The sequence below is a fragment of the Leyella stercorea genome (genome assembly GCF_019052365.1).
Taxonomy (GTDB): Bacteria; Bacteroidota; Bacteroidia; order Bacteroidales; family Bacteroidaceae; genus Prevotella.
Genome location: NZ_JAHQUY010000006.1, coordinates 45,488 through 70,314, shown reverse-complemented (window position 1 = coordinate 70,314; position 24,827 = coordinate 45,488). Strand labels below are relative to the sequence as shown.

Sequence of the window (24,827 nt, the reverse complement as noted above, 5' to 3'; positions counted from 1 at the left end):
TAAGGGGAGTAACGGATATAAAGTTCTTTCTTTTCAGACTTACAAAGCTATATGCATAATCCCCCTGGTTTATCGGGTGAGCCGCAATGCTGTGTCCGATTCGTAGAAATCGTGCAGAAAAGTGCAATTTGTTGCAAAAAAGTGGTGGAAAGATTTGGTGGTTTCCTCAAAAACTACTACCTTTGCACTCGCAATTCAGAAATGAGTTGCTTGCATAAAGATAGAGTACGCACCCTTAGCTCAGTTGGTAGAGCAACTGACTCTTAATCAGTGGGTCTAGGGTTCGAATCCCTAAGGGTGTACAACTTTGAAACACATAAAAAACAACTGATGCACCCTTAGCTCAGTTGGTAGAGCAACTGACTCTTAATCAGTGGGTCTAGGGTTCGAATCCCTAAGGGTGTACAACTTTGAAACACATAAAAAACAACTGATGCACCCTTAGCTCAGTTGGTAGAGCAACTGACTCTTAATCAGTGGGTCTAGGGTTCGAACCCCTAAGGGTGTACAAAAAAGGTGTTATCCAATCGGATAACACCTTTTTTGTTTTTTATCAGTCTGTTAGTGTGTCTGTATCCACCAATTTGTCTGTCGCTTCGATTCGGCTATTTCCTGGCGCGTAGACGGGTCTGAAATGGTGATGCCGGAGAAGTGGTCCACTTTGGTCTTCTTGTTCGTAGAGCCGGAGTATATGTACTCTGTAGCCGCTTTGTACGGCACAAGACGTAGCAGCACGTTGTGGAACTGCTCGTAGGCGTCGTTATCGTTTGTGCAGAGATGGCGCACATAGTCGTCGAAATCGAAGAATATGGTAGGCTTGTATGTCTCGCCGTCGAGGTCCTGCACGTTGTCGAGAAGGCTAAGGTCGAACGTGTGCGTTGCGTTGATGCTCTTCATCATGGAAGCCATCTCGTCAACGTATCTGCAATCAATCACGCCGATTGTGCCGTAAGGTGTGCCGCTGTTCGAATAGAACTCGTAAAAGCCATTGCATAAAGCCTTGTAGTCGGGCTGTGCGCTCATCAGATGCTGGTATATGTTCTGGTAAGGCATGCCGTAAGCCATTACTTCGCTTGTAGACGCAATGATGTAGTCGGTTACGTCCTTCAAGTCGTACGCCACCTCCATGCTCGACATGTAGCAGTCGTCGAACATGATGAACTGCATCTTCATTCCTGCAGCCTTGATGCTCGTTGCGAAGTCGACGATATCTATTCTGTATTCCTCAGACAGTCCGCCGAAGTAGCGCGACTTCTTCGGGTTGAACACTGTAGAGCTTGGTATCCATCCCATGCCGTGGCTGCCCACTATCATGGCGTAGCGGTGCGCCGGCGCATACTCCTTCACCTTGTTCAGCAGTTCCGCTCTGCCGTTCGTCGTAAGATAAGTAGGCGAGGAGTATTTCTCAAGCGTATCCTGCGTGCATGTGCCCTTCTTGTATCTGATGTCTATCAGCGCGCTCTGCTGCTGATCTTTGGCTACGAACAGCAACAGACGCGTGTTGTCCAAGCCTTTGTTACGTACAATGGCGGTTTTCATGTCCTCAATGTTTCCGAGCAGAAAGCTGTATAGATTGTTGCTGTATGGCATGAATACGAAGATTGTCTTCTCGGCTGTCTGCTGTTCTGGCGGCATGATAGGGTCTTCCTCCTGACAAGCGCTGAAACAGAGTGTCAGAAGCGAAATAAATGCGAGTTTTAGGAGCTTATACATATTATATATATTAGTAGTAGATTTATATGTATATCTGTATTAAAAGGACAGGAGGCTATGGTCTCCATGCCGTAGCCTGCGCTGTTGTGGCGACTTTCGGTCGCCGGGCGCAGACTATAGTGTGGAAATCATAGCCTCCTGCGGTTTTTGTATTGTAAGCGTTTTTGATGACCAAGCGTTTACTTGTTCTTCAAAGCTGCGATAGATTCCTTCAGCGCTGCGATCTTCTCTTCAGAGTCGCTCTGCTTCTTGCGCTCGAGAGCCACAACAGCTTCTGGAGCGTGAGCCACGAACTTCTCGTTAGAGAGCTTCTTCTTGATGCCTGCGAGGAATCCTTCGAGGTGCTTCAGCTGAGCCTCCTGCTTCTCTATCTCTGCAGCAACGTCAATCATATCGCCAAGAGGCACTGCGAACTCGTCTGTGCCTACCATGAAGGCAGCTGCGGTCGTGTCCTTCTCCGATACTACGTTGATAGCTGAGAGATTAGCCATCTTCTTTATTACCGAAGCGTAAGCCTCGTAGTTGTTCTGCTGCAGCGCCTGCAGTTCGAGAGCATCCTTGTTAGGTATGTTCTTCTGGTTGCGCACGGTGCGCACGCCAGCCACGATGAGCTTCACGTTCTCGATAGCTGCTACTACGGCATCGTCGTCGGCTGTAGGAGCGTCGAGCTTCAGTTCGGCGCGCATGATAGACTCGTTCTCCTTGCGGTCGTAGATGTGCTGCCAGAGTTCCTCTGTGATGAACGGCATGAACGGATGGAGCATCTTCAGCAGAGTCTCGAAGAAAGCGAGTGTCTGCTCGTAGCTTGTGCGGTCGATAGGCTGGCCGTATGCCGGCTTCACCATCTCGAGATACCAGCTTGAGAATTCGTCCCAGAACAGCTTGTAGACAGCCATGAGCGCCTCAGAGATGCGATACTTAGAGAATAGGTCGTTCACCTCGGCGTTGGTCTGCTTCAGCTTAGCCTCGAACCACTTCGCTGCTATCGCGTTAGCCTCCGGCTGCTCAGCGTCTGCCACCTGCCAGCCCTTAACGAGGCGGAATGCGTTCCATATCTTGTTGTTGAAGTTGCGTCCCTGTTCGCAGAGGCTCTCGTCGAAGAGAATATCGTTGCCGGCAGGAGCCGAGAGCATCATGCCCATGCGCACGCCGTCGGCGCCGTACTTCTCGATGAGGGCGATAGGGTCGGGCGAGTTGCCGAGCGACTTCGACATCTTGCGGCCCAGTTTGTCGCGAACGATACCAGTGAAGTATACGTTGCGGAACGGCACGTCCTTCATGTACTCTTCGCCAGCCATAATCATACGAGCTACCCAGAAGAAGATGATGTCCGGACCGGTTACGAGGTCGCTTGTGGGGTAGTAGTATTTAATCTCCTCGTTGCCCGGGTTGTTGATGCCGTCGAACAGCGATATTGGCCAGAGCCATGAAGAGAACCATGTGTCGAGCGCATCCTCGTCGTGAACGAGCTGGTCGGCTGTGATGTTCTCGTAGCCTTCAATCTTGCGAGCCTCCTCAAGTGCCTCCTCTGCGGTGAGCGCTACTACGTACTTCTCCTCTTCGCCTTCGGCTGTAGGAAGGAAGTAAGCCGGAATGCGGTGTCCCCACCAGAGCTGGCGCGAGATACACCAGTCCTGAATGTTCTCCAGCCAGTTGCGGTATGTTGTGACGTACTTTGTCGGGTGGAACTTAATCTTGCCCTCGAGCACCGGCGGCAGAGCGATGTCTGCGAAGTGCTTCATCGAGAGGAACCACTGCTTGCAGAGGCGCGGCTCTACGGCTGTGTCCTGATTGCGCTCCGAGTAGCCCACCTTGTTGTCGTAGTCCTCAATCTTCTCTACCAGTCCGGCAGCCTTCAGGTCCTCTACAATCTGCTTGCGCACGTCCATGCGATCCATGCCTACATACATGCCTGCAGCCTCAGAGATAGTGCCGTCGGGGTTGAAGATGTCGATAGTCTCGAGGTTGTGAGTCTTGCCGAGAGCGTAGTCGTTCACGTCGTGCGCCGGAGTAACCTTCAGACAGCCAGTACCGAACTCGATGTCTACGTAGCGGTCCTCGATGACCGGAATCACGCGGTTCACCAATGGCACGATTACCTTGTGGCCGCGCAGCCACTGGTTCTTCGGGTCCTTCGGGTTAATACACATTGCTGTGTCGCCCATGATAGTCTCCGGACGTGTTGTAGCTACAACAGCGTAGTAGCGTCCGTCGGCGTCCTGATGCAGCACCTCGCCATCGCAGCCTGTCGGCACAACCGGGTTCACGTCGGCGTCAGCCACATAGTAGCGCAGGTTGAAGAGGTGGCTCTTCTCGTCGCGGTAGATAACCTCCTCGGTAGAGAGCACGGTCTGTGCCTTCGGATCCCAGTTCACCATGCGCAGGCCGCGGTAGATGAGTCCCTTCTTGTAGAGGTCGACGAACACCTTCAGCACGCTCTCAGAGCGCTTCTCGTCCATTGTGAACGCTGTGCGGTCCCAGTCGCATGATGCGCCGAGACGGCGCAGCTGCTTGAGGATGATGCCGCCGTGCTCGTTGGTCCAGTTCCAAGCATGCTCAAGGAACTGTTCGCGAGTGAGGTCGCGCTTCTTTATGCCCTGTTCTGCAAGACGGTTCACCACCTTAGCCTCAGTAGCGATAGAGGCGTGGTCGGTGCCGGGCACCCAACAAGCGTTCTTTCCCTCCATACGTGCGCGGCGCACGAGGATATCCTGAATCGTATTGTTGAGCATGTGGCCCATGTGCAATACGCCAGTCACGTTTGGTGGCGGTATAACGATAGTGTAGGGGTCACGTCCGTCGGGCTTGCTACTGAAGAGTTTGTTGTCAAGCCAGTACTGATACCATTTCGATTCCACTGCTTGTGGATCGTATTTGCTTGCTAATTCCATACTGATTGTATCTGTTTTGTTTATATTTTCTATTCTTATCTTGCAAAATTAGTAAAAATACGTGGGATAATCGCCGTTTTTCATGAGAACTTATAAAAAATGGCTACCTTTGCGAAAATAAAATGAATCTGAGAATGGATAATGATAAGGCTGGAAAGATAGAACTTCTGAAGGGCGACTTCGCACATCGGCTCGCGCTTGCACTTGCACCTACGATAAAGGCGGGCTTCCCGAGTCCGGCGGACGACTATCTGCACGATAGTCTCGACTTCAACCGCGACCTTATAAAGAATCCGGAGGCTACGTTCTACGGGCGTGTGTCGGGCGACTCGATGATTGAGGCGGGTATCTGCGACAGCGACATTGCGGTGATCGACCGCTCGCTGCAGCCCGTCGACGGCGACGTCATCGTGGCGTTCGTCAACGGTGAGTTTACCATCAAGTATCTCGACCTGAAGCACAAGGAGGAGGGCTACATCGAACTGCGACCCGCCAACGCTAACTATCAGCCTATACGCATCGACGCCGACGACAACTTCCGTGTGTGGGGCGTCGTGGTGTGGACTATAAAACAATGGAGACGATGAAGTGGTATGCCATCTGCGATTGCGATAACTGCTACGTGAGTTGCGAGCGTATTTTCCGTCCAGACCTGGAGGGGAAACCCGTTGTCGTGCTTTCTAACAACGATGGGTGCGTGGTGGCGCGCAGCGCTGAGGCTAAGCGCTTGGGCGTGAAGGCTGGAACGCCGTTCTATCAGCTGCGCCAGTTGTTCCCAAATGTGCGCATAGAGGCGCTCTCGTCCAACTACGAGCTGTATGGCGAGATAACTGGTCGCGTGATGACCATCATACGCGACATGGCGCCGCAATGCTTCCGCTATTCAATCGACGAGGCGTTCGCCATTCTCGACGGTTTCTCTGTAGAGCAACTGAAGGAGTGGGGCGAAGAGCTGCACCGGCGCGTGCTGCAGTCGGTGGGCATGCCGCTCACTATAGGCATTGCGCCTACGAAGACGCTGGCAAAGATGGCTTCCCACTTCGCGAAGAAATACGCCGGATATAACCATTGCTGCGTCATCGACACCGACGACCGCCGACTGAAGGCTGCTGCGCTTTACCCGATTGATGAGGTGTGGGGCATCGGTCGACGCTATGCTGCCCGACTCGAAAGCTACGGCATACGTACGGCGTACGACTTCGCAGCGCACTCGCGTTCGTGGGTGCGTGCTACGTTCAAGACCGTGGTCGTGGAGCGCACTTGGGCTGAGCTGAACGGCACCGACTGCGTGCCCGACGACCTGCCGGCTAAGAAGAAGAGCATCTGCACGAGTCGCAGCTTCAGCGGCATGGTGTGCGACTTCGATACGCTCCGCACGCACGTAGCCAACTTCGCCGCCCGTTGCGCCGAGAAACTGCGCAAACAGCAGTCGGCTGCCAGCATTGTGGGCGTATTCGTAGAGTCGAACCGCTTCCGCCCCGACCTCACGCAGTATTGCAACATGACAGAAGTGAGCCTTTCTACGCCGTCGTCTTCAACCATTGAGGTGGTGAAGGCTGCCACGGCGTGCCTCCGTCGCATCTATCGTGAGGATATTCACTACAAGCGTGCCGGAGTGGTGCTGATGGGTGTGGTGCCTAACGCCGCCGTGCAGACCGATCTCTTCACGTTCGACGTCGAAAAGTATCAGCACATGATGCAACTCGACAGTGCTGTAGACCGTATAAATAAGGTGGACGGCACCGAAACCGTGATACTCTCGTCGCAGCAGTACCCGAATGGCAGGAAGTTTGCCGACGCCATAAAGCACGACCTCAAGAGCGCGTGTCCTACAACAAGGTGGAGCGATATAATAAAGCTGAAATAGAACGATGAATGTAACACGACTTCAATGCGAAGTGTAACATAATGTGTAACAAAAACGCTTTGTGGTATACGCCAAATCTTATGCGTGTACCACAAAATCTTATACGTATATAACAAAAAAGAGAATATTACGTGAAGTAATATTCTCTTTATCGTGACTCCGGCAGGATTCAAACCTGCAACCTTCTGATCCGTAGTCAGATGCTCTATTCAGTTGAGCTACGGAGCCTTCTTCTATTAAGCATTAAGTGTTGTTCCTTAATTGCGAGTGCAAAGGTACGCATTTATTTTGAAACTCCAAAATATTTGCGTACCTTTTTTGCTATTTTCTTTAATTTTTCTTCTTTCCGAGCGATTTTATCCAGCTTAAGGGCTTTTTGAGGATAGTTGTGAGTGTTGTTGGCTGTTTTACTGCCGGTACATTTGGGGCGGATTTTGCATTTGCGCTTTGTGCATTATCCTTTCTATCCTGCTTGCGGTTCTGGTTTGAACGGCGTGAAGCGTTGTCTTTGCGCTGACGGCGCTGCTGATTGTTGCGTTTTGGCTGTTCGCCGTCACGAGCTGGGCGCTCATTATTGCGAGCTGGGCGTTCGTTGCGTTTCTTTGCGTTGTCGCCTTTGTTCTCGTTGCTGTCCTTAGCGTCCTTTTCTGTTTGCTGAACGTTGCCAGCTTCAGCGTTGGCAGGCTTGCGGTTAGGTTTGCGTCTGCGCTTCTTCTGCGGTGCTGTCTGCGTGTTGTCGGGATTTGTAGTAGCGGCTACGTTCTCCTGAGCGTTATCAGTCTGCTGAGCTTCTGTAGCAGGCTTCTCGCCGTTGTTTTGATCGTTGGCGCCGTTCTTCTTTCTGTTGTTGTTGCGGCGCTTGTTGTCGCCTTGTGAGCGGTTTGACTTAGAACCGTTTCTCGGGCGCTTCTCGTCGCGTCCCTTTCCGCCTCTGCCTCTTGATCGAGGAGCGTTGTAGTCAGGAGTCTCGCCGAGACCTTCCGGTAGTTCGTTCTTGTCTACGACACGTCCGAGGAACTTTTCAATCTGTTTGAAGCTGCTGATTTCGTCTTCGCTTACGAATGTGATGGCAACGCCGTCGCGCTGTGCACGTGCTGTACGACCGATGCGGTGGACATAGTCCTCCGGGTCGTGCGGTACATCGAAGTTGATAACCATTGCGATGTCGTCGATGTCAATGCCGCGAGCCACGATATCAGTAGCCACGAGCACGTCGATTTGTCCGGTCTTGAACTTGTAGAGAATCTCATCGCGCTCAGCCTGCTCGAGGTCTGAGTGCATCTCGCCTGAGTTGATTTTCATCTGCTGCAGAGTGCGGTTGATAGCCTTCACCTTCTGCTTCTTGCCAGAGAAGATGATTACGCGATTGAGGTCGCCTTTACGGAAGAGGTCCTTTACAATGCCTATCTTCTGTGTCTCGTAGCATACGTATGCGCTTTGCTTGATTTTCTCTGCAGGTTTGCTCACAGCAATCTTCACTTCCACGGGGTTCTTCAGCAGACTCTTTGCCAGTTCTTCGATCTTTTCGGGCATAGTAGCCGAGAACATGATGGTTTGACAAGTAGCAGGCAGTTTGCTTGCAATCATCTTGATGTCCTCAGAGAATCCCATGTCGAGCATGCGATCTGCCTCGTCGAGAACGAAGAAACTCACCTTGCTCAGGTCGGCAGAGCCGAGAGAGATGTGGCTGATAAGGCGTCCCGGTGTGGCGATAACCACATCGGCACCCATTTGGAAGCTTTTCAGTTCTTGATCGTAGCGGTTGCCGTCGTTGCCGCCGTACACAGCTACGCTGCTCACGCCGTTGAGATAGTAGCCGAAGCCCTGCATAGCCTGATCAATCTGCTGTGCGAGTTCGCGTGTTGGACTCATGATTACGCAGTTGATGGCATCGTGCGGATAGCCGCCATCGTCGAGTTTAGAGAGTATAGGGAGCAGATAAGCTGCTGTCTTTCCAGTTCCAGTCTGTGCTACGCCAAGAAGGTCGCGGCCTTCGAGTATTGGCGGTATACATTTCTCTTGAATAGGTGTGCACTGGTCAAAGCGCATGTCATATAATGCGTCGAGCACATTGTCGTTGAGTTGTGTTTCGTCGAAATACATATTGTGTTATTATTTATATTATTATTAATTGGGTGCTTTTCTATAGCAGAAGTATGCTACGATAGCAAAGATGATGTTCGGTATCCACGCCGCCAGTATCGGTGGTGTATTGGCGTTGATGGCGAAGGTAGACGATACGGTCTGCAGCATGATGTATCCGAAACTCAGGGCGAGACCCATACCGAGATACATACCCATGCCACCTTTACGTTTGCGCGAAGACAGCGAGAGACCGATTGTCGTGAGGATGAACGAAGCGAATGACGAGGCTATTCGCTTGTGGTATTCCACTTCGTACTGCACTACGTTGCCGTTGCCGCGGTTGCGCTGCTTGCCGATATACTCCTTCAATTCGGGGTTGGTGAATGTCTCCTGCTGACCTTTCGAATAGACGAGGTCTGTCGGCTCCATCTGTATTATGGTGTCTCGTTTGGTTCCGCTTGTGATATGCTCGCGCAGTCCGCGCAGTTCGCGAATCTTCCAGTTAGACAGAGTCCAGTGATACTTCGAGTCGGAGATAGTATCATACTGCGCATCCATTGCCGTTAGGTGGCTAACAAGCTTCTTGTTCTCGAACTTATCGAGTGAGAATCCGTAGCCACGTTTCTGGTTGTTGTCATAATGCTGTATGTACGCAATCGTACCTTTGTCCACCTGCAGCATAACATTTTCTGCCGATGTGTTCTTCTTCTTGTTCTTGTACATCGTCTCGAAGTTCTGTCTAACAACCGTGCCGTGCGGGATGATGTAAGCACTAAGGAAGAAGGACAAAGTAGAGATGAGTACGCACGAAATCATGTAAGGGCGCATGAGGCGTCGGAATGATACGCCCGCGGCGAGCATGGATATGATTTCGGAGTTAGATGCCAATTTTGATGTGAAGAAAATCACCGCGATGAATACGAATAGCGGACTGAACAAGTTGGCGAAGTAAGGCACGAAGTTGGCGTAATAGTCAAAGACGATAGCCTTAAGTGGTGCGTGGTATTGTGCGAACTTTACGAGGTTCTCGTTCACGTCGAACACGATACTGATAGAGATGATCAGTATGATGGAATAGATATATGTGCCGATGAACTTGCGTATGATATACCAGTCGAGAATACTGATATAATGGAATGGGTTTATCACGTTCAAGACACTAAGGAAGCGCAGCTTGTGGCATAACCATGCCAAAGCCGTGCGTATCCCTTTTGTCTTTCTGCGCAAGGTCTGCTGCAAATGCAGCAGCTTGTGTAAACGCCTGATGTTCTTTATTTTCATTTAAATTCTTCTTCCGAGATTGTCTATAACGCTTGCTTTCCATTGTACGAAGTCGCCTTGCTCTATGTGTTTGCGTGCGTCGGTGACCAGTCGCAGGTAGAATGCCAAGTTATGAATGCTCGCAATCTGCATAGCCAGCAGCTCCTGCGCCTTGAAGAGGTGGTGTAGATAAGCCTTAGTGTGAATGCGGTCGATGTCGCATCCGTCAGGGTCGATAGGAGAGAAGTCCTGCTCCCATTTCTTATTGCGTATGTTTATCGTGCCTTCGTAAGTGAAGAGCATAGCATTGCGACCGTTGCGTGTAGGCATCACGCAGTCGAACATGTCTACGCCGCGCTCAATAGCCTCAAGTATGTTCTGCGGAGTGCCGACGCCCATAAGGTAGCGAGGCTTGTCCTTTGGCAGAATCTCGTTCACCACCTCAATCATCTCGTACATCACCTCTGTAGGTTCGCCCACAGCCAGTCCGCCGATAGCGTTGCCGTCAGCTCCCTTGTCGGCTACGTGCTTTGCTGCTTCGCGGCGCAAGTCCTTGTACTTGCAGCCCTGCACGATAGGGAAGAGACTCTGGTTGTAACCGTAGAGCGGCTCTGTTTCGTTGAAACGCTTGACGCAACGGTCGAGCCAGCGCTGAGTGAGTCCGAGACTCTTCTTTGCGTACTCGTAGTCGCTCTCGCCCGGAGGACACTCGTCGAATGCCATCATGATGTCGGCACCGATGATACGCTCCGTATCCATCACGTTCTCCGGTGTGAAGATGTGCTTCGATCCGTCGATGTGCGAACGGAACTCGCAACCTTCTTCGCGCAACTTGCGTATGCCGGTGAGCGAGAAAACCTGGAAGCCGCCAGAGTCGGTGAGTATCGGGCGGTCCCATGTGTTGAACTTATGCAGTCCGCCTGCCTTTTGTAGAGTGTCAAGACCCGGGCGGAGGTATAGATGGTAGGTGTTGCCCAAAATTATCTGTGCCTTTACTTGTTCGCGGAGTTCGTTGAAATGTACTCCCTTTACGGAACCTACCGTGCCGACAGGCATGAATATCGGGGTCTTTATTTGTCCGTGGTCGGTGGTGATTATACCAGTGCGAGCGTCGCTACATGGGTCGGTATGTTGCAGTTCAAAAGTCATTCTTTCTTTTCTTCTTCAATTTTAAAATCAATAGGGTTGTCTACAATTTCGTCGGTGAGAGCAAACTTCCACACATCTTGTACGTTCTCGACATAGTGGAACTCCACACCCTTGCGGTACATCTCAGGAATCTCCTCGATGTCCTTACGGTTATCCTGGCACATTACGATGTCGGTGATGCCGGCACGCTTTGCTGCAAGAATCTTCTCCTTGATGCCACCAACAGGCAGAACCTTACCGCGGAGCGTGATTTCGCCAGTCATTGCTGTGTTCTTGCGCACCTTGCGCTGAGTGAGTGCCGAGGCAATTGATGTTGCGATAGTTATGCCTGCTGACGGACCGTCCTTCGGTGTAGCACCTTCTGGTACATGGATGTGAATGTTCCAGTTGTCGAAGATGCGATAGTCTACGCCGAGTGTGTCGATATGTGCTTTTACATATTCGAGAGCGATGACAGCCGACTCCTTCATCACGTCGCCAAGATTGCCGGTGAGCGTCAACTTGCCCGTTTTGCCTTTGCTGAGCGAAGTCTCGATGAACAGAATCTCGCCACCCACGCTTGTCCAAGCCAAGCCCGTAACGACACCTGCATAGCTGTTGCCCTGATAGATGTCGCGGTAGAACGGAGCCTTGCCGAGCAATCCTTCAATTTCGTTAGGCGTAATCTTCTCGTTCACCTCGCTGTCGAGCGCCTTTTTGTAAGCAATCTTGCGCAGAGCCTTGTTCACCTGCTTCTCCAACTGGCGCACGCCGCTTTCACGAGTGTATTGCTCAATGATTCTCTCGATTGCAGCCTTTGTAAATGTAGGCTTCTCCTCGTTCTTGTCGAGTCCGCAGTTTTCTATCTCGCGCGGTATAAGATGGCGTTTCGCAATCTCTATCTTCTCCTCTGTGATGTAGCCGCTCACTTCGATAAGCTCCATACGGTCGAGCAACGGACGCGGTATGGTGTTGAGGTCGTTGGCGGTAGCAATGAAGAGAACCTTTGAAAGGTCGTAGTCGACGTCGAGATAGTTGTCGTGGAAAGCGCTGTTCTGCTCTGGGTCGAGCACTTCGAGCAGCGCAGACGACGGGTCGCCGTTGATGGTGTTCTGCGTCACCTTGTCAATCTCGTCGAGTATAAACACAGGGTTTGAAGAGCCTGCCTTCTGAATGTTCTTGATGATTCTGCCGGGCATTGCTCCGACGTATGTGCGTCTGTGTCCGCGAATCTCGCTCTCGTCGTGCAGACCGCCAAGCGACATGCGCACATACTTGCGCTTCATGGCTGCGGCGATGCTCTTTCCGAGCGAAGTCTTGCCTACTCCCGGAGGGCCGTAGAGACAGATGATAGGCGACTTGAGGTCGCCGCGCAGCTTCAGCACAGCCATGTATTCGAGGATGCGCTCCTTTACCTTCTCCATGCCGTAGTGGTCGTGGTTGAGAATGCGCTGTGCTCGTTTCAGGTCGAGATTGTCCTTGGTATATTCGCCCCAAGGCAAAGCAATCATTGTCTGCAGATAGTTGAACTGTATGCTATACTCCGGACTTTGTGGGTTGAACATATCGAGCTTGTCGAGTTCCTTACGGAAAATCTTTGCAACATCCTCCGACCAGTTCTTCTTAGCCGCTTTCTGCTCAAGTTCCTTGCGTTCTGGCGAACCTTCGCCTCTGCCAAGTTCCTCCTTTATGTTCTTAATCTGCTGCTGCAGGAAGTATTCGCGCTGCTGCTCATCGAGATCCTCGCGAGTCTTTGTGCGGATATTCTGCTTCAGTTCGAGCAACTGAATCTCCTTGTGCAGCACCTTCAGCGTCTTGATTACACGATCCTTGATAGAACTTGTAGAGATAAGTTCAGCCTTGTCGTCTATCGAGAAGGGCAGATTCGTACATACGAAGTCGACAGCTATAACATCATTCGATATGTTGTTCAGAGCGAACTGTGACTCGTCGGGTAGGTCTTCGTTCTGTCTGATATACTCTATGGTTGTAGAGCGCAAGTCATCCATTGCGGTGTTGAACTCCTTGTCGTCGGCAGCGGGCAGTTCCTCCATCGCCGGTGCCACTTCGCCCATGAGGAATGGCTTGTTGGTCGTGAGCTTGTTCAGACGGCAACGACCCAAGCCCTGGATTATGGCTGTAATGTTATTGCCAGGTCCGGGCAGTTCAAGTATCTTTACGAGGCGTGCATAAACTCCGTATTCGAAGAGATCGTTGGTGCTTGGATGCTCAACCTCCTGATCGTGTTGGCAGAACACAGCGAAACTTATGTCCTGCTTCTTGCGTAAATGATCGAGCAGATTGAGGCTTTGTTTTCTTCCGATGATGACAGGAGTAATCACTCCCGGGAACATTGCCATGTTACGTGTGGCAAGGATGGGCAATTCGCCTTCTATATTTACGTTGAACAAATTTGAAATATCGCCGTCGTAATCGGCAATCATCTGTATTGAAGTACTCGTTCTCTTATTCATATCTCGTTATCTGTGTATCGGGGCGTGTGTATTTCCGTGCAAAGTTACTTAAAATTCTGCTAATGAGTGAATTTTTGCTGTTATTTTATGTAGAAATCAGCGGTCAGATTAGCGTACCATTCTGATCTCGATCCGTCTGCCTCTTGCAGGCATACTTCCTCCATTTCTCTCTCGCATCTGCAGTAGGCGTGACGGAACGCAACAAGATGGCGTTTAGGTTGTTTGCGTGGGGTGGTGCGCACGGCGCATTGGCGTGACATCGCAAGTCCTGCCTTGTAAGCTTCCGCAATGAACGCTTGCAGACACTCCGTAGGTATTATAGCGCTGAACTCGCCGTCGCTATCGAGTAGCGCTTTCACGGCGGCGAATAACTCGCAGTATTTCAGCGCACAAGCATGTCTTGCTGTGGTACGCTGTGCGTTGGGGTTGATGAGGCTGTCGATGAAGAAAGGAGGATTTGACACTATTGCGTCGTACTTGTGGTGAGTAGGGTAGAGCTGGATGGCTGTTTCCGCAATGCTGATGCGGTCGGCGTATGCAGTGGCGGCTACGTTCTCGCGTGCCTGAGTGGCGGCTTCAGCGTCTATCTCAACGGCGTCGATGGTGGCTTTAGCGAAACGCTGAGCCATCATGAGCGCAATGAGTCCGGTGCCAGTGCCAATGTCGAGAATGCGTGAGCCGCCATTGGCCCATGCTCCGAGTAGCACGCCATCGGTGCCCACCTTCATGGCGCAGCGGTCTTGGTGGATTACAAACTTCTTAAAAGCAAACATTCGTGATAGTAAAGATGTGTTGGTGGAGGCGTGGCGCCTCCGCTGTATTACAAGTCGAACTTATTCTGCACAGCTTTGCTCCACTGCTGCAGTTTCTGTCGACTCTTGCTTATTTCCTCGCGTATGTTATTTATCTCGTTAAACAGTTCGGTAGCAGCGTTCTGTAGCGCATTCGGTTTGCGCTGGTTTCTGTCGGCGAACGGGTTCACTACGATCTTTATTCCCTTCGGCTTAAGCTCGACGTCTATGTCCGCACCAGTCATTACAGGGTCGCCGTCGTAGTGGATGGCGCCGGGGCTGTCGCGATGAACGTGCAGCTTCTTGCAGCGGAATGTCTTTATCTTCGAGTTGTTCTTGTTGAGCGTCTTGTTGAACATCTCGATGCTTATCTGCGGAGCGTCGATGAGTCCGAACGGTTCCATGATGATAACATCCATCAGTCCGTCGCTCATGGAAGCTTGCGGTGCGATATATGCGTTGTTGCCGTACTGCGACGCGTTGGCGCACGATATGAGGAATGCCTTGTGCAGGCTCGTCTCGTCGTCTGCCATCACGGTATATGTCTCTGGCTCGTATTTGAGTCCTTCTCGCAGCACATTCTCTATATATGTGAGCGGTCCGCGTTTACCAGCCTCGGCGAACTTCAGGCTGATGAAGGCGTCGAATCCCATTCCGCAGGTGCAGAAGAACGGGTAGCCGTTGATGATGCCGTAGTCGAGATCGCGCACCTCGAAAGCGTTTATTATTTCAATCGACTTCTTTACGTTGATAGGCAACTGCAGGTGGCGTGCCAGTCCATTGCCCGAACCGCATGGTATGATGCCGAGAGCAGTGTTGGAGTGCACGATGGCGCGTGCCACTTCGTTTACGGTGCCGTCGCCTCCGACAGCCACAACCATGTCTACGCCGTCATCCTTAGCCTTAGCGGCTATCTCCGAGGCGTGTCCGGCGTATTCGGTTATTGCGATTTCATATTCAAACTTCTCTTTGTCAAGAAGCTGGTCGATCAGTCCGGGGATGGCAGCCTTGTCCGACGTGCCTGAAATGAGGTTGATTATGAAAATGGCTTTTTTCTTCATATTTATTAATGCTATAAATAAGGCACAAAGATAATAAAATAATGTTACACGTAGGAATTTCGTTTGGTGAAAAATATCAAAAAGTCATATTTCTTGCGAAAAATGTGCGTGTTTAACATATTTTTCGTACCTTTGCACCTTGGAAATAACAAATTTGAAATATACCTATTTAAATTATAATGGGACAGTTACAAGAAAAGTATAAAAGCTATCGCCTTCCACAGAAGTACATGGCAGAAGGTGTTTATCCCTATTTTCGTGAGATTACGAGCAAGCAGGGCACAGAAGTAGAAATGGGCGGACACAAGGTCCTTATGTTCGGCTCGAACGCTTATACCGGACTTACCGGCGATCAGCGCATCATTGATGCTGGTAAGGCAGCTCTCGACAAATACGGTTCTGGTTGCGCAGGTAGCCGCTTCCTCAACGGTACGCTCGATATTCACGTACAGCTTGAAAAAGAACTTTCTGAGTACATCGGCAAGGACGACGCTCTCTGTTTCTCTACAGGTTTCTTCGTGAACAGCGGTGTAATCCCCGCAGTTGTTGGTCGTGGCGACTATATCATCTGCGACGATCGCGACCACGCCAGCATCGTTGACGGACGTCGTCTCTCGTTTGCTACACAGCTCCACTACAAGCACAACGATATGGAAGATCTTGAGCGCGTGCTGAAGAACCTTCCAGAGGAGGCTATCAAGCTCATCATCGTTGACGGCGTGTTCTCAATGGAGGGTGACCTTGCTAATCTGCCTGCTATTGTAGAACTGAAGCATAAGTACAATTGCTCTATTATGGTAGACGAGGCTCACGGTCTCGGTGTGTTTGGCAAGCAGGGTCGTGGTGTTTGCGACCACTTCGGACTTACCGATGAGGTTGACCTTATCATGGGTACATTCTCTAAGTCGATGGCTTCTATCGGTGGTTTCATCGCTGGCGATAAGGACACAATCAACTGGTTGCGCCACACTTGTCGCACATACATTTTCAGCGCATCTAACACTCCGGCTGCTACAGCAGCTGCTCTTGAGGCCCTGCACATCATCCAGAATGAGCCGCAGCGCATCGACGACCTTTGGAAGGTTACACGCTACGCGCTCCGCCGCTTCAAGGAAGAGGGCTTTGAGATTGGAGAGACACAGAGTCCGATTATTCCGCTCTATGTTCACGATGTTGAGAAGACATTCGTTGCTACAGCAAAGGCTTTCGAGTATGGCGTGTTCATCAACCCCGTTATTCCGCCGGCTTGCGCCCCACAGGATACTCTCGTGCGTTTCGCGCTCATGGCAACCCATACAGAGGAGCAAGTAGAGCGTGGCGTTCAGATTCTAAAGCGTGTGTTCAAGGAACTTGACATCATTAAGGACTAATGTATTATTTCTATATGCAGCAAAAGGCAGGCTTTCCGTGTGGATTGCCTGCCTTTTGCGTTATGCGGTTTGGAGTCTGCAAGTAAAGGTGGAGTAGGAAAGTGTGGCATGTTATTTGCTATTATTGTGCATTATTGTTTCGATTATTGTGGTGTTTGGTGAAAAAACACGTGCTAAATTTTGGTTGTGTCAAAAAATAATTGTACCTTTGCACTCGCAATTTGAAAACGGGGTGTAGCGCAGTCCGGTAGCGCGCCTGGTTTGGGACCAGGTGGTCGCAGGTTCGAATCCTGTCGCCCCGACTTCTTTCCGATTGCAACAACGGGTTTCTCAACTGAGGAACTTGAATATAATCAACACCAACGGGGTGTAGCGCAGTCCGGTAGCGCGCCTGGTTTGGGACCAGGTGGTCGCAGGTTCGAATCCTGTCGCCCCGACTGAAAAGAGAAACGTTTTTATGCAAGCGTTTCTCTTTTTTTGTATCTGATAGTGTGCAATTTAACATTGCTACGCAACTCTTGCTACTTTTATTATTCATAATTTTGCTCACTTTCTCAAATTTTATTACTTTTGCACAAAGTTTCAAGTAGTAAACAAAATAAAATCAATATAATGGAGATTTCATACAAATGGCTTAAGGAGTATGTCGATTTCGACCTTACACCGCAGGAGACAGCCGACGCGCTGACATCATGCGGTCTCGAAGTAGACGCTCTTGAAGAAGTGCAGACTATCCGTGGCGGATTGAAAGGTCTGTACGTGGGCAAGGTGCTCACATGCGAACTGCATCCTAATTCAGACCACCTTCATATCACAACCGTCGACCTCGGCAAGGGCGAACCGCAGCAGATTGTCTGCGGCGCACCGAACGTAGCTGCTGGTCAGAAGGTTATCGTTGCCGACCTGGGCTGCGTGCTCTACGACGGCGACAGCGAGTTTACGATCAAGAAGTCGAAGCTCCGCGGCGTAGAGTCTTTTGGTATGATTTGTGCCGAAGACGAGATAGGCGTGGGCACCGCTCATGATGGCATCATCGTGCTGCCGGAGGATGCTCCCGTCGGTCAGCCTGCTGCCGAGTATTATCACTTGGAGAGCGACTGGGTTATCGAGATAGACATCACAGCCAACCGCTCTGACGCACTCTCTCACTGGGGCGTAGCGCGCGACCTCTATGCTTGGCTCAAGCGCAACGGTCACGAGACATCGTTGCACCGTCCCGACTGCTCTGAGTTCAACGCTGACAACAACGACATGCCTATCGACATAGAGATAGAGAACACCGAGGCTTGCCGCCGCTATGCTTGCGTAAGCATCACAGGCTGCGAGGTGAAGGAGAGCCCCGAGTGGTTGCAGGACAAACTGAAGATTGTAGGTCTGCGTCCTATCAACAACATCGTCGACATCACCAACTATGTGATGATGGCATACGGTCAGCCGATGCATTGCTTCGATGCCGACATGGTGGAAGGCAAGAAGATTGTTGTGCGCACTCAGCCCGAAGGTACAAAGTTCGTCACTCTCGACGGCGAGGAGCACACACTCGGCGAGCACGACCTCAGCATCTGCAACGCCAACGAGCCGATGTGCATCGCTGGCATTTTCGGCGGTAAGGGCTCGGGCACATACGACACAACTACAAACGTTGTCCTGGAGAGCGCTTACTTCCACCAGACATGGATACGCAAGAGCGCACGCCGTCATGGCCTGAGCACAGACGCAAGCTATCGTTTCGAGCGCGGCATAGACCCGAACGGTACAATCTATGCCTTGAAACAGGCTGCCATCCTTTGCAAGCAGTTGGCTGGCGGAAAGGTGAGCATGGAGATAAAGGACGTATATCCTACTCCGATTGCCGACGCACGTGTGCAGCTCGACTTCGAGTATGTAGACCGTCTGATTGGCAAGAAGATTGGCAATGATATGATAAAGAGCATCGTGGAGAGCCTTGATATGAAGATCGTTGAGGAGACAGCTGAGGGATTGCTGCTCGACGTGCCGGCTTATCGCGTAGACGTACAGCGTCCGTGCGACGTTGTGGAGGATATTCTGCGCATCTACGGATATAATAATGTAGAGATTCCGACACAGCTCAAGTCGTCGCTCACAATCCTCGGCGACGAGGACAAGGCATACCACTGGCAGAACGTAGTGGGAGAACAGCTCGTAGGCTGCGGCTTCCGCGAGATTCTCAACAACTCGCTCACAAAGACGGCATACTATACCGAACTGAACCGCTACACAGAGGAGACAACCGTAAAGGTGATGAACCCGCTGAGCTCTGACCTCGGTGTTATGCGCCAGACTCTGCTTTTCGGCGGTCTGGAGAGTGTAGGTCGCAACGTGAACCACAAGATGCCTAACCTGCGTTTCTTCGAGTTCGGCAACTGCTACCACTACTCGCCGGAGAAGAAGAACGATGAGGACCCGATAAAGGCTTATACCGAGGAGATGCATCTCGGCATGTGGCTCACTGGCAAGCGCGTTGAAGGCTCATGGGCACACGCTGACGAGCAGTCGTCGTTCTATGAATTGAAGGCTTATGTGATGAACATCTTCACACGCTTGGGTGTCAACCCGGGCATCGTCGTTACAGAGTCGTCAGACAACAACGTGTTCGGCAAGGCGCTCGCTCTGAAGGCACGCTCTGGTAAGGTGCTCTGCGAGATGGGCATCGTTTCGCACAAGTTGCTCAAGAAGATGGACATCGAGCAGGAGGTGTTCTATGCCGACATCAACTGGGACAACATGATGCGCGCCATCAAGAAGAACGAGGTGCTCTATCACGACATCTGCAAATTCCCGTCGGTAAGCCGCGACCTCGCATTGCTTCTCGACAAGAATGTACAATTCGAGCAGATTGAGCAGATTGCACGTCAGACAGAGAAGAAGCTCCTCAAGAGCGTAGAACTCTTCGACGTGTACGAAGGCAAGAACCTGCCGGAAGGCAAGAAGAGCTACGCCGTTAACTTCATTCTGCAGGACGAGACAAAGACTCTCAACGACAAGCAGATTGAGGCTATCATGTCTAAGCTCATCAACAACCTGAAGACTAAGTTGGGAGCAGAACTCAGATAATAAACAATAAAAATACAATATAAAACAAAATGGGAAGAGCATTTGAATACCGCAAAGCTACAAAGCTGAAGCGTTGGGGCCACATGGCTAAGACATTCACCCGTCTGGGCAAGCAGATCGCTATCGCTGTTAAGGCAGGCGGTCCGGAACCTGAGAACAACCCGTCACTCCGTTCTATCATCGCTACATGTAAGCGCGAGAACATGCCGAAGGATAACATCGAGCGTGCTATCAAGAACGCTATGGGTAAGGACCAGAGCGAGTACAAGGAAGTAACATACGAGGGATATGGCCCTCATGGCATCGCTGTCTTCGTTGACACACTTACCGACAACACTACACGTACTGTAGGCGACGTTCGCTCGGTGTTCAACAAGTTCAACGGTACACTCGGTACAACTGGTTCGCTTTCTTACCTCTTCGACCACAAGTGCGTGTTCACTTTTAAGAAGAAAGACGGCGTGGACATGGAAGAGCTTATTCTTGAGCTCATCGACTTCAACGTTGAGGACGAGTTCGACGAGGACGACGAGGAAGGCACAATCACTATCTACGGTGACGATGTAAAGGCTTACGCACAAATCCAGAAGTTCCTCGAGGAGCAGGGCTTTGAAGATATCGGTGGCGAGTTCACATACGTACCTAACGACCTTAAGGACCTTGACGCTGAGCAGCGTGCTACCATCGACAAGATGGTTGAGCGCCTTGAGGAGTTTGACGATGTACAGAACGTTTACACAAACATGAAGCCGGAAGAGGCTGAGTAAGAGTAAGAATAAAAAATATTGAAAAGAGTGGTTGGCTACAGCCACTCTTTTTTTAGTTGACAACAGATGTTCCGCAAGTGTTGTTCCTGCGGAACGCTTTAGAAGATAACAATATTAGGCATGAATCATTTGGAGTACGTAACCTGCGGCACATGCAGCCGACTTATCACTATCGACGTTGATGCGGCCGGCATCATCCGCAACCTTTCTTTCCTCGGCGGCTGCAACGGCAACCTTAAGGGTATCTGCGCCCTCGCTGTCGGTAAGCCGGCTGCAGAGATAAAGCAGACGCTCAAGGGCATCACCTGCGGCAGTAAGGACACAAGTTGTCCTGACCAGCTTGCTGCAGCCTTGGAGCAGATGGGCTATTAACTTCGGTGCCGTCCTTACGTGACGCACCTAATATAATAAAAAAAAATATATGGAGACAAGAAATTGGAAAACCATTGAAGGTTTCGACTTTAAGGAGATACTCTTCGAAGAATATAATGGCATAGCGAAGATAACGATCAATCGTCCGCGCTATCGCAACGCATTCACACCGCGCACTACATGGGAGATGTCGCAGGCATTCGCATGGTGTCGTGAGGCGCAGCGCATCAGCGTCGTAATCCTTACCGGCGCAGGCGATAAGGCGTTCTGCTCGGGTGGCGACATGCACGTGAAGGGACGCGGCGGTTATGTTGGTGAGGATGGCGTGCCTCGTCTTAATGTGCTCGACGTGCAGAAGCAGATCCGCTCGCTGCCTAAACCGGTTATCGCTATGGTCAACGGCTACGCTATCGGTGGCGGTCATGTGCTTCACTTGATGTGCGACCTAACCATTGCAAGCGATAACGCAATCTTCGGACAGACCGGACCTAAGGTGGGTTCGTTCGACGCTGGCTTCGGCGCAAGCTATCTGGCTCGCATCGTAGGTCAGAAGAAGGCTCGCGAGATTTGGTTCCTCTGCCGTCAATATTCGGCTGTTGAGGCTGAGCGAATGGGGATGGTCAACAAGGTTGTGCCTTTCGATGAACTTGAGGACACCTGCGTAGAGTGGGCTGAGACAATGATGGAGCGTTCGCCTCTCGCTCTACGTATGATAAAGGCAGGTCTCAATGCCGAACTCGACGGTCAGGCTGGTATTCAGGAACTTGCCGGTGACGCAACAATGCTCTATTATATGCTTGATGAAGCGCAGGAGGGTGGCAAGGCGTTCCTTGAGAAGCGCAAGCCCGACTTCAGCAAGTATCCGAAACTGCCGTAGAGTTTGTCCAGTTGAGAGTTGAGAATTGAGAATTGGGAGTTATGATTACCAATTATTGTTTTTGAAATTGTTGGAATTTTACATATCATAACTTTCAACTCTCAACTTTCAACTCTCGATTCTCAACTTACTTGTTGTACTCTTTCGGCGTGTACACTTTGTCGAAATACTTCACTTTCGAGTCCTTGCCCGAGTGCAGAGTCAATGCAAAGTTGAAACCTTCGCTCTTGTAGGCGCGCAGACTTGTGCTTTCGTCAATTTGCTTCATGAAGTTGTCGACAATAAGTTTGCGGTTCATTTCGAATACTTTAGCGTCGTCCAACTCGTCCATTATCGAACAATAATAATGGTATGTCCTCGTGTTCATTTCGAAGACAACACTATCCGTACGCATGTAGTTGAGAACCGGAGTGGGGCAGTTTCTTTCCGTGTATTCACGGGCCTCGCGCTGGGCGCGTTTTTCAATACTCTCGTGGCAACTGCAGAGCAGCATGGCACTTGCTATGGCGCAATATAAAAACGTTTTCATTTTCTTAGTTGTTTTTCTTGTGCAAAGATACCTAATTGTCAGAAAAAATAAGTAATTTTGCATGTAAAAACTGATATATATCAATGAATAATATAAGGAATTTCTGTATTATTGCTCATATCGACCATGGCAAGTCGACACTTGCCGACCGATTGTTGGAGCGTACACAAACTATCAAGATAACTGAAGGCCAGATGTTGGATAACATGGATCTGGAGCGTGAGCGTGGTATAACCATCAAGAGTCACGCTATCCAGATGGAGTACAAGCATAATGGCGAAACGTATATATTGAATCTTATTGACACTCCGGGGCACGTCGACTTTTCTTACGAAGTGTCGCGAAGCATTGCTGCCTGCGAAGGTGCTTTGCTCGTTGTCGATGCTACACAGGGTGTGCAGGCACAGACCATCTCTAACCTCTATATGGCTATTGAGCACGACTTGGAGATTATCCCCGTGCTCAACAAGATAGACATGCCGAGCGCAATGCCGGATGAGGTGGAGGACGAGATAATCGAGCTTATCGGATGTAAGCGTGAAGACATTCTGCGCGCATCGGGTAAGACTGGTGAGGGCGTCGACGAAGTGCTTGCTGCAATCGTAGAGCGAGTGCCGCATCCTAATGGTGACACGAAAGCTCCGCTTCAGGCGCTTATCTTCGACTCTGTGTTTAATTCGTTCCGTGGTATCATCGCTTACTTCAAGATAGAGAATGGCGAGATACGCAAGGGTGATAAAGTGAAGTTCTTCAACACCGGTATGGAATATGTTGCCGATGAGGTTGGTGTGCTGAAAATGGATATGGTGCCTCGCGATGTACTTGAGACAGGTGAGGTAGGATATATTATTTCGGGTATCAAGGATGCTACTGAGGTTAAGGTGGGTGATACAATCACTCACGTAGCACGACCATGCGACAAGGCGATTGCAGGTTTCCAGGAAGTGAAACCGATGGTGTTCGCCGGAGTTTATCCTATCGACCCGAATGATTACGAGAATCTGCGTGCTTCGCTTGAGAAGTTGCAGCTTAATGACGCTTCGCTCACGTTCTCTCCCGAGTCGTCGGTAGCGCTTGGCTTCGGTTTCCGTTGCGGCTTCCTCGGACTCTTGCACATGGAGATTGTGCAGGAACGCCTTGATCGTGAGTTCAATATGGACGTAATCACAACTGTTCCCAACGTGTCGTACATGGTTTATGACAAGCATGGCAATGTAAAGGAAGTTCATAACCCGTCAGGATTGCCGGAACAGACAATGATTGACCATATTGAAGAGCCGTACATCCGCTCAACAATCATCACAACCACCAACTTTATCGGTCCGATTATGACGCTCTGTCTCGACAAGCGTGGTGAACTTATCAATCAGGAATACGTTAGTGGCAATCGTGTTGAGTTGCACTTCATGCTTCCGTTGGGCGAAATTGTCATCGACTTCTACGATAAGTTGAAGTCGATAAGCAAGGGATATGCTTCGTTCGACTATCATCTCGACGGTTTCCGTCCGTCGCGTCTTGCAAAGCTCGATATTCTGCTCAACGGTGAGCCGGTAGACGCACTCTCTGCATTGACACATCAGGACAATGCCGTTACAATCGGACGCAAGATGTGCGAGAAGTTGAAAGACCTTATCCCGCGCCAGCAGTTCGATATTGCAATTCAGGCAGCTATCGGCGCAAAGATTGTGGCTCGCGAGACCATCAAGTGTGTGCGCAAGGACGTTACAGCCAAGTGTTACGGTGGTGACGTTAGCCGTAAGCGTAAGTTGCTTGAGAAGCAGAAGAAGGGTAAGAAACGCATGAAGCAAATCGGTAACGTGGAAGTGCCGCAGAAGGCATTCCTTGCCGTGCTTAAACTCGACTAAGAGACTTGTCTATTAGACTACATATAAACTCAACTTGTTTACTAAAAAATAGAATAGAAAGGAAAGTATCTTATGAAAGAGAAGTTCAACGCCAATACCCGCGACGTAGCTCGCGAGTTAGCGCGAAGATACAGTACTATGACGCATGAAGAGCTTGATGCTCTCGAAAGCATTCTTGTTCCGATTAAGTACCCGAAAGGTGAACTGGTGCTTAAGGAGGGCGACGTGTGCCGTAACTTTTACTACATCGACCGTGGTTTGATGCGCCAGTTCTACTTCAAGCATGGCAAGGAAGTGACAGAACATCTTGCGCAGGATCATACTATCGTTATGTGTATAGAAAGCCTCTTTAAGGAGGAACCTACACATCTCCAGATAGAAACCCTCGAACCTACTGTCGTGTATGCTATTCCTAAGGTGGACCTTGAGAGAGTGGCTCTGCATAACGTCAACATACAGATTCTCTATCGCAAAATTCTTGAGGAGAGCCTTATTACTTCTCAGGTACATGCCGACCTTGTGCGCTTCGAGACTGCACAGGATCGTTACAAGAAGTTATGTAAGCTTATGCCGCAGGTGGTGCTTCGCGCTCCGCTTGTATACATAGCAAGCTATTTGCAGATGACACCAGAAACTTTGTCGCGTGTAAGAGCTTCAACGTTGCTCGACTAATTGTCTTATCAAGTATACTCAAAGTTCTTG

The 24,827-nt window shown here is 50.5% G+C and carries 18 protein-coding genes and 6 tRNA genes; 14 read left to right on the top strand and 10 right to left on the bottom strand.

Annotated elements, in window-relative coordinates:
• Positions 1-229: 229 nt before the first annotated feature.
• The 3 genes from KTQ90_RS02210 (at position 230) to KTQ90_RS02200 (ending at position 508) form a co-directional block, all read left to right on the top strand.
• Positions 230-302, top strand: a tRNA-Lys gene (locus KTQ90_RS02210).
• Positions 303-332: 30 nt separating this feature from the next.
• Positions 333-405, top strand: a tRNA-Lys gene (locus KTQ90_RS02205).
• 30 nt (positions 406-435) lie between these two features.
• Positions 436-508: transfer RNA gene (locus KTQ90_RS02200), tRNA-Lys, on the top strand.
• Between the two features lie 53 nt (positions 509-561).
• On the opposite strand, the gene KTQ90_RS02195 is transcribed toward KTQ90_RS02200, so the two are convergent.
• Together KTQ90_RS02195 and KTQ90_RS02190 are read right to left on the bottom strand one after the other, a co-directional pair.
• Positions 562-1,713: a clostripain-related cysteine peptidase gene (locus KTQ90_RS02195; RefSeq protein WP_217317062.1), complete on the bottom strand. Its 1,152-nt coding sequence runs from the start codon at positions 1,711-1,713 to the stop codon at positions 562-564.
• A gap of 179 nt (positions 1,714-1,892) precedes the next feature.
• On the bottom strand, positions 1,893-4,604 hold the full coding sequence (locus KTQ90_RS02190) for a valine--tRNA ligase (protein ID WP_217317061.1): 2,712 nt from the start codon (positions 4,602-4,604) through the stop codon (positions 1,893-1,895).
• Positions 4,605-4,738: 134 nt separating this feature from the next.
• On the opposite strand from KTQ90_RS02190, the gene KTQ90_RS02185 reads away from it, so the two are divergent.
• Together KTQ90_RS02185 and KTQ90_RS02180 are read left to right on the top strand one after the other, a co-directional pair.
• The gene (locus tag KTQ90_RS02185; RefSeq protein ID WP_217317060.1) at positions 4,739-5,191 is read left to right on the top strand and encodes a LexA family protein; all 453 of its coding nucleotides are present in this window, start codon (positions 4,739-4,741) and stop codon (positions 5,189-5,191) included.
• Positions 5,179-6,471 carry a Y-family DNA polymerase gene (locus KTQ90_RS02180; protein ID WP_254359613.1) on the top strand — a complete coding sequence of 431 codons (1,293 nt, stop codon included), beginning with the start codon at positions 5,179-5,181 and terminating at the stop codon, positions 6,469-6,471. The genes KTQ90_RS02185 and KTQ90_RS02180 overlap by 13 nt, the downstream gene beginning before the upstream one ends.
• Before the next feature lie 154 nt (positions 6,472-6,625).
• Here the strand turns inward: KTQ90_RS02180 and KTQ90_RS02175 are convergent.
• The 7 genes from KTQ90_RS02175 to KTQ90_RS02145 form a co-directional block, all read right to left on the bottom strand.
• Positions 6,626-6,699, bottom strand: a tRNA-Arg gene (locus KTQ90_RS02175).
• Between the two features lie 102 nt (positions 6,700-6,801).
• Complete coding sequence (locus KTQ90_RS02170; RefSeq protein WP_217317059.1) at positions 6,802-8,574, bottom strand: DEAD/DEAH box helicase; 1,773 nt, start codon at positions 8,572-8,574, stop codon at positions 6,802-6,804.
• Positions 8,575-8,598: 24 nt separating this feature from the next.
• Positions 8,599-9,837 (bottom strand): LptF/LptG family permease, encoded by a 1,239-nt coding sequence (locus KTQ90_RS02165; RefSeq protein ID WP_217317058.1) that lies wholly within the window; start codon positions 9,835-9,837, stop codon positions 8,599-8,601.
• Positions 9,838-10,965, bottom strand: a complete 1,128-nt coding sequence (tgt, locus tag KTQ90_RS02160) for a tRNA guanosine(34) transglycosylase Tgt (protein ID WP_022159147.1) — start codon at positions 10,963-10,965, stop codon at positions 9,838-9,840. It abuts the gene before it with no gap.
• On the bottom strand, positions 10,962-13,418 hold the full coding sequence (lon, locus tag KTQ90_RS02155) for an endopeptidase La (protein ID WP_217317057.1): 2,457 nt from the start codon (positions 13,416-13,418) through the stop codon (positions 10,962-10,964). The genes tgt and lon overlap by 4 nt, the downstream gene beginning before the upstream one ends.
• Positions 13,419-13,498: 80 nt before the next feature.
• Positions 13,499-14,191 carry a tRNA1(Val) (adenine(37)-N6)-methyltransferase gene (locus KTQ90_RS02150; protein WP_217317056.1) on the bottom strand — a complete coding sequence of 231 codons (693 nt, stop codon included), beginning with the start codon at positions 14,189-14,191 and terminating at the stop codon, positions 13,499-13,501.
• Positions 14,192-14,238: 47 nt separating this feature from the next.
• Positions 14,239-15,270, bottom strand: a complete 1,032-nt coding sequence (locus KTQ90_RS02145; RefSeq protein WP_217317055.1) for a diacylglycerol/lipid kinase family protein — start codon at positions 15,268-15,270, stop codon at positions 14,239-14,241.
• A gap of 179 nt (positions 15,271-15,449) precedes the next feature.
• Here KTQ90_RS02145 and spt point away from each other — a divergent pair, with 179 nt between their 5' ends.
• From spt to menB, 7 genes are all read left to right on the top strand, one after another.
• Entirely contained in the window at positions 15,450-16,640 is a 1,191-nt protein-coding gene (gene spt / locus KTQ90_RS02140) for a serine palmitoyltransferase (protein ID WP_217317054.1), read from the top strand.
• 228 nt (positions 16,641-16,868) lie between these two features.
• Positions 16,869-16,942, top strand: a tRNA-Pro gene (locus KTQ90_RS02135).
• Between the two features lie 61 nt (positions 16,943-17,003).
• A tRNA-Pro gene (locus KTQ90_RS02130) sits at positions 17,004-17,077 on the top strand.
• 175 nt (positions 17,078-17,252) lie between these two features.
• Entirely contained in the window at positions 17,253-19,715 is a 2,463-nt protein-coding gene (pheT, locus tag KTQ90_RS02125; RefSeq protein WP_217317053.1) for a phenylalanine--tRNA ligase subunit beta, read from the top strand.
• Between the two features lie 29 nt (positions 19,716-19,744).
• Complete coding sequence (locus tag KTQ90_RS02120) at positions 19,745-20,482, top strand: YebC/PmpR family DNA-binding transcriptional regulator (RefSeq protein ID WP_022159141.1); 738 nt, start codon at positions 19,745-19,747, stop codon at positions 20,480-20,482.
• Positions 20,483-20,602: 120 nt separating this feature from the next.
• Complete coding sequence (locus tag KTQ90_RS02115; protein WP_022159140.1) at positions 20,603-20,854, top strand: TIGR03905 family TSCPD domain-containing protein; 252 nt, start codon at positions 20,603-20,605, stop codon at positions 20,852-20,854.
• A gap of 49 nt (positions 20,855-20,903) precedes the next feature.
• Positions 20,904-21,731 carry a 1,4-dihydroxy-2-naphthoyl-CoA synthase gene (menB, locus tag KTQ90_RS02110; protein WP_217317052.1) on the top strand — a complete coding sequence of 276 codons (828 nt, stop codon included), beginning with the start codon at positions 20,904-20,906 and terminating at the stop codon, positions 21,729-21,731.
• 127 nt (positions 21,732-21,858) lie between these two features.
• Here the strand turns inward: menB and KTQ90_RS02105 are convergent, their stop codons facing one another.
• Positions 21,859-22,260, bottom strand: a complete 402-nt coding sequence (locus tag KTQ90_RS02105; protein WP_217317051.1) for a hypothetical protein — start codon at positions 22,258-22,260, stop codon at positions 21,859-21,861.
• Between the two features lie 83 nt (positions 22,261-22,343).
• On the opposite strand from KTQ90_RS02105, the gene lepA reads away from it, so the two are divergent.
• Positions 22,344-24,125 (top strand): translation elongation factor 4, encoded by a 1,782-nt coding sequence (gene lepA, locus KTQ90_RS02100; RefSeq protein ID WP_217317050.1) that lies wholly within the window; start codon positions 22,344-22,346, stop codon positions 24,123-24,125.
• Between the two features lie 72 nt (positions 24,126-24,197).
• Positions 24,198-24,797 carry a Crp/Fnr family transcriptional regulator gene (locus KTQ90_RS02095; RefSeq protein ID WP_217317049.1) on the top strand — a complete coding sequence of 200 codons (600 nt, stop codon included), beginning with the start codon at positions 24,198-24,200 and terminating at the stop codon, positions 24,795-24,797.
• Positions 24,798-24,827 lie beyond the last annotated feature (30 nt).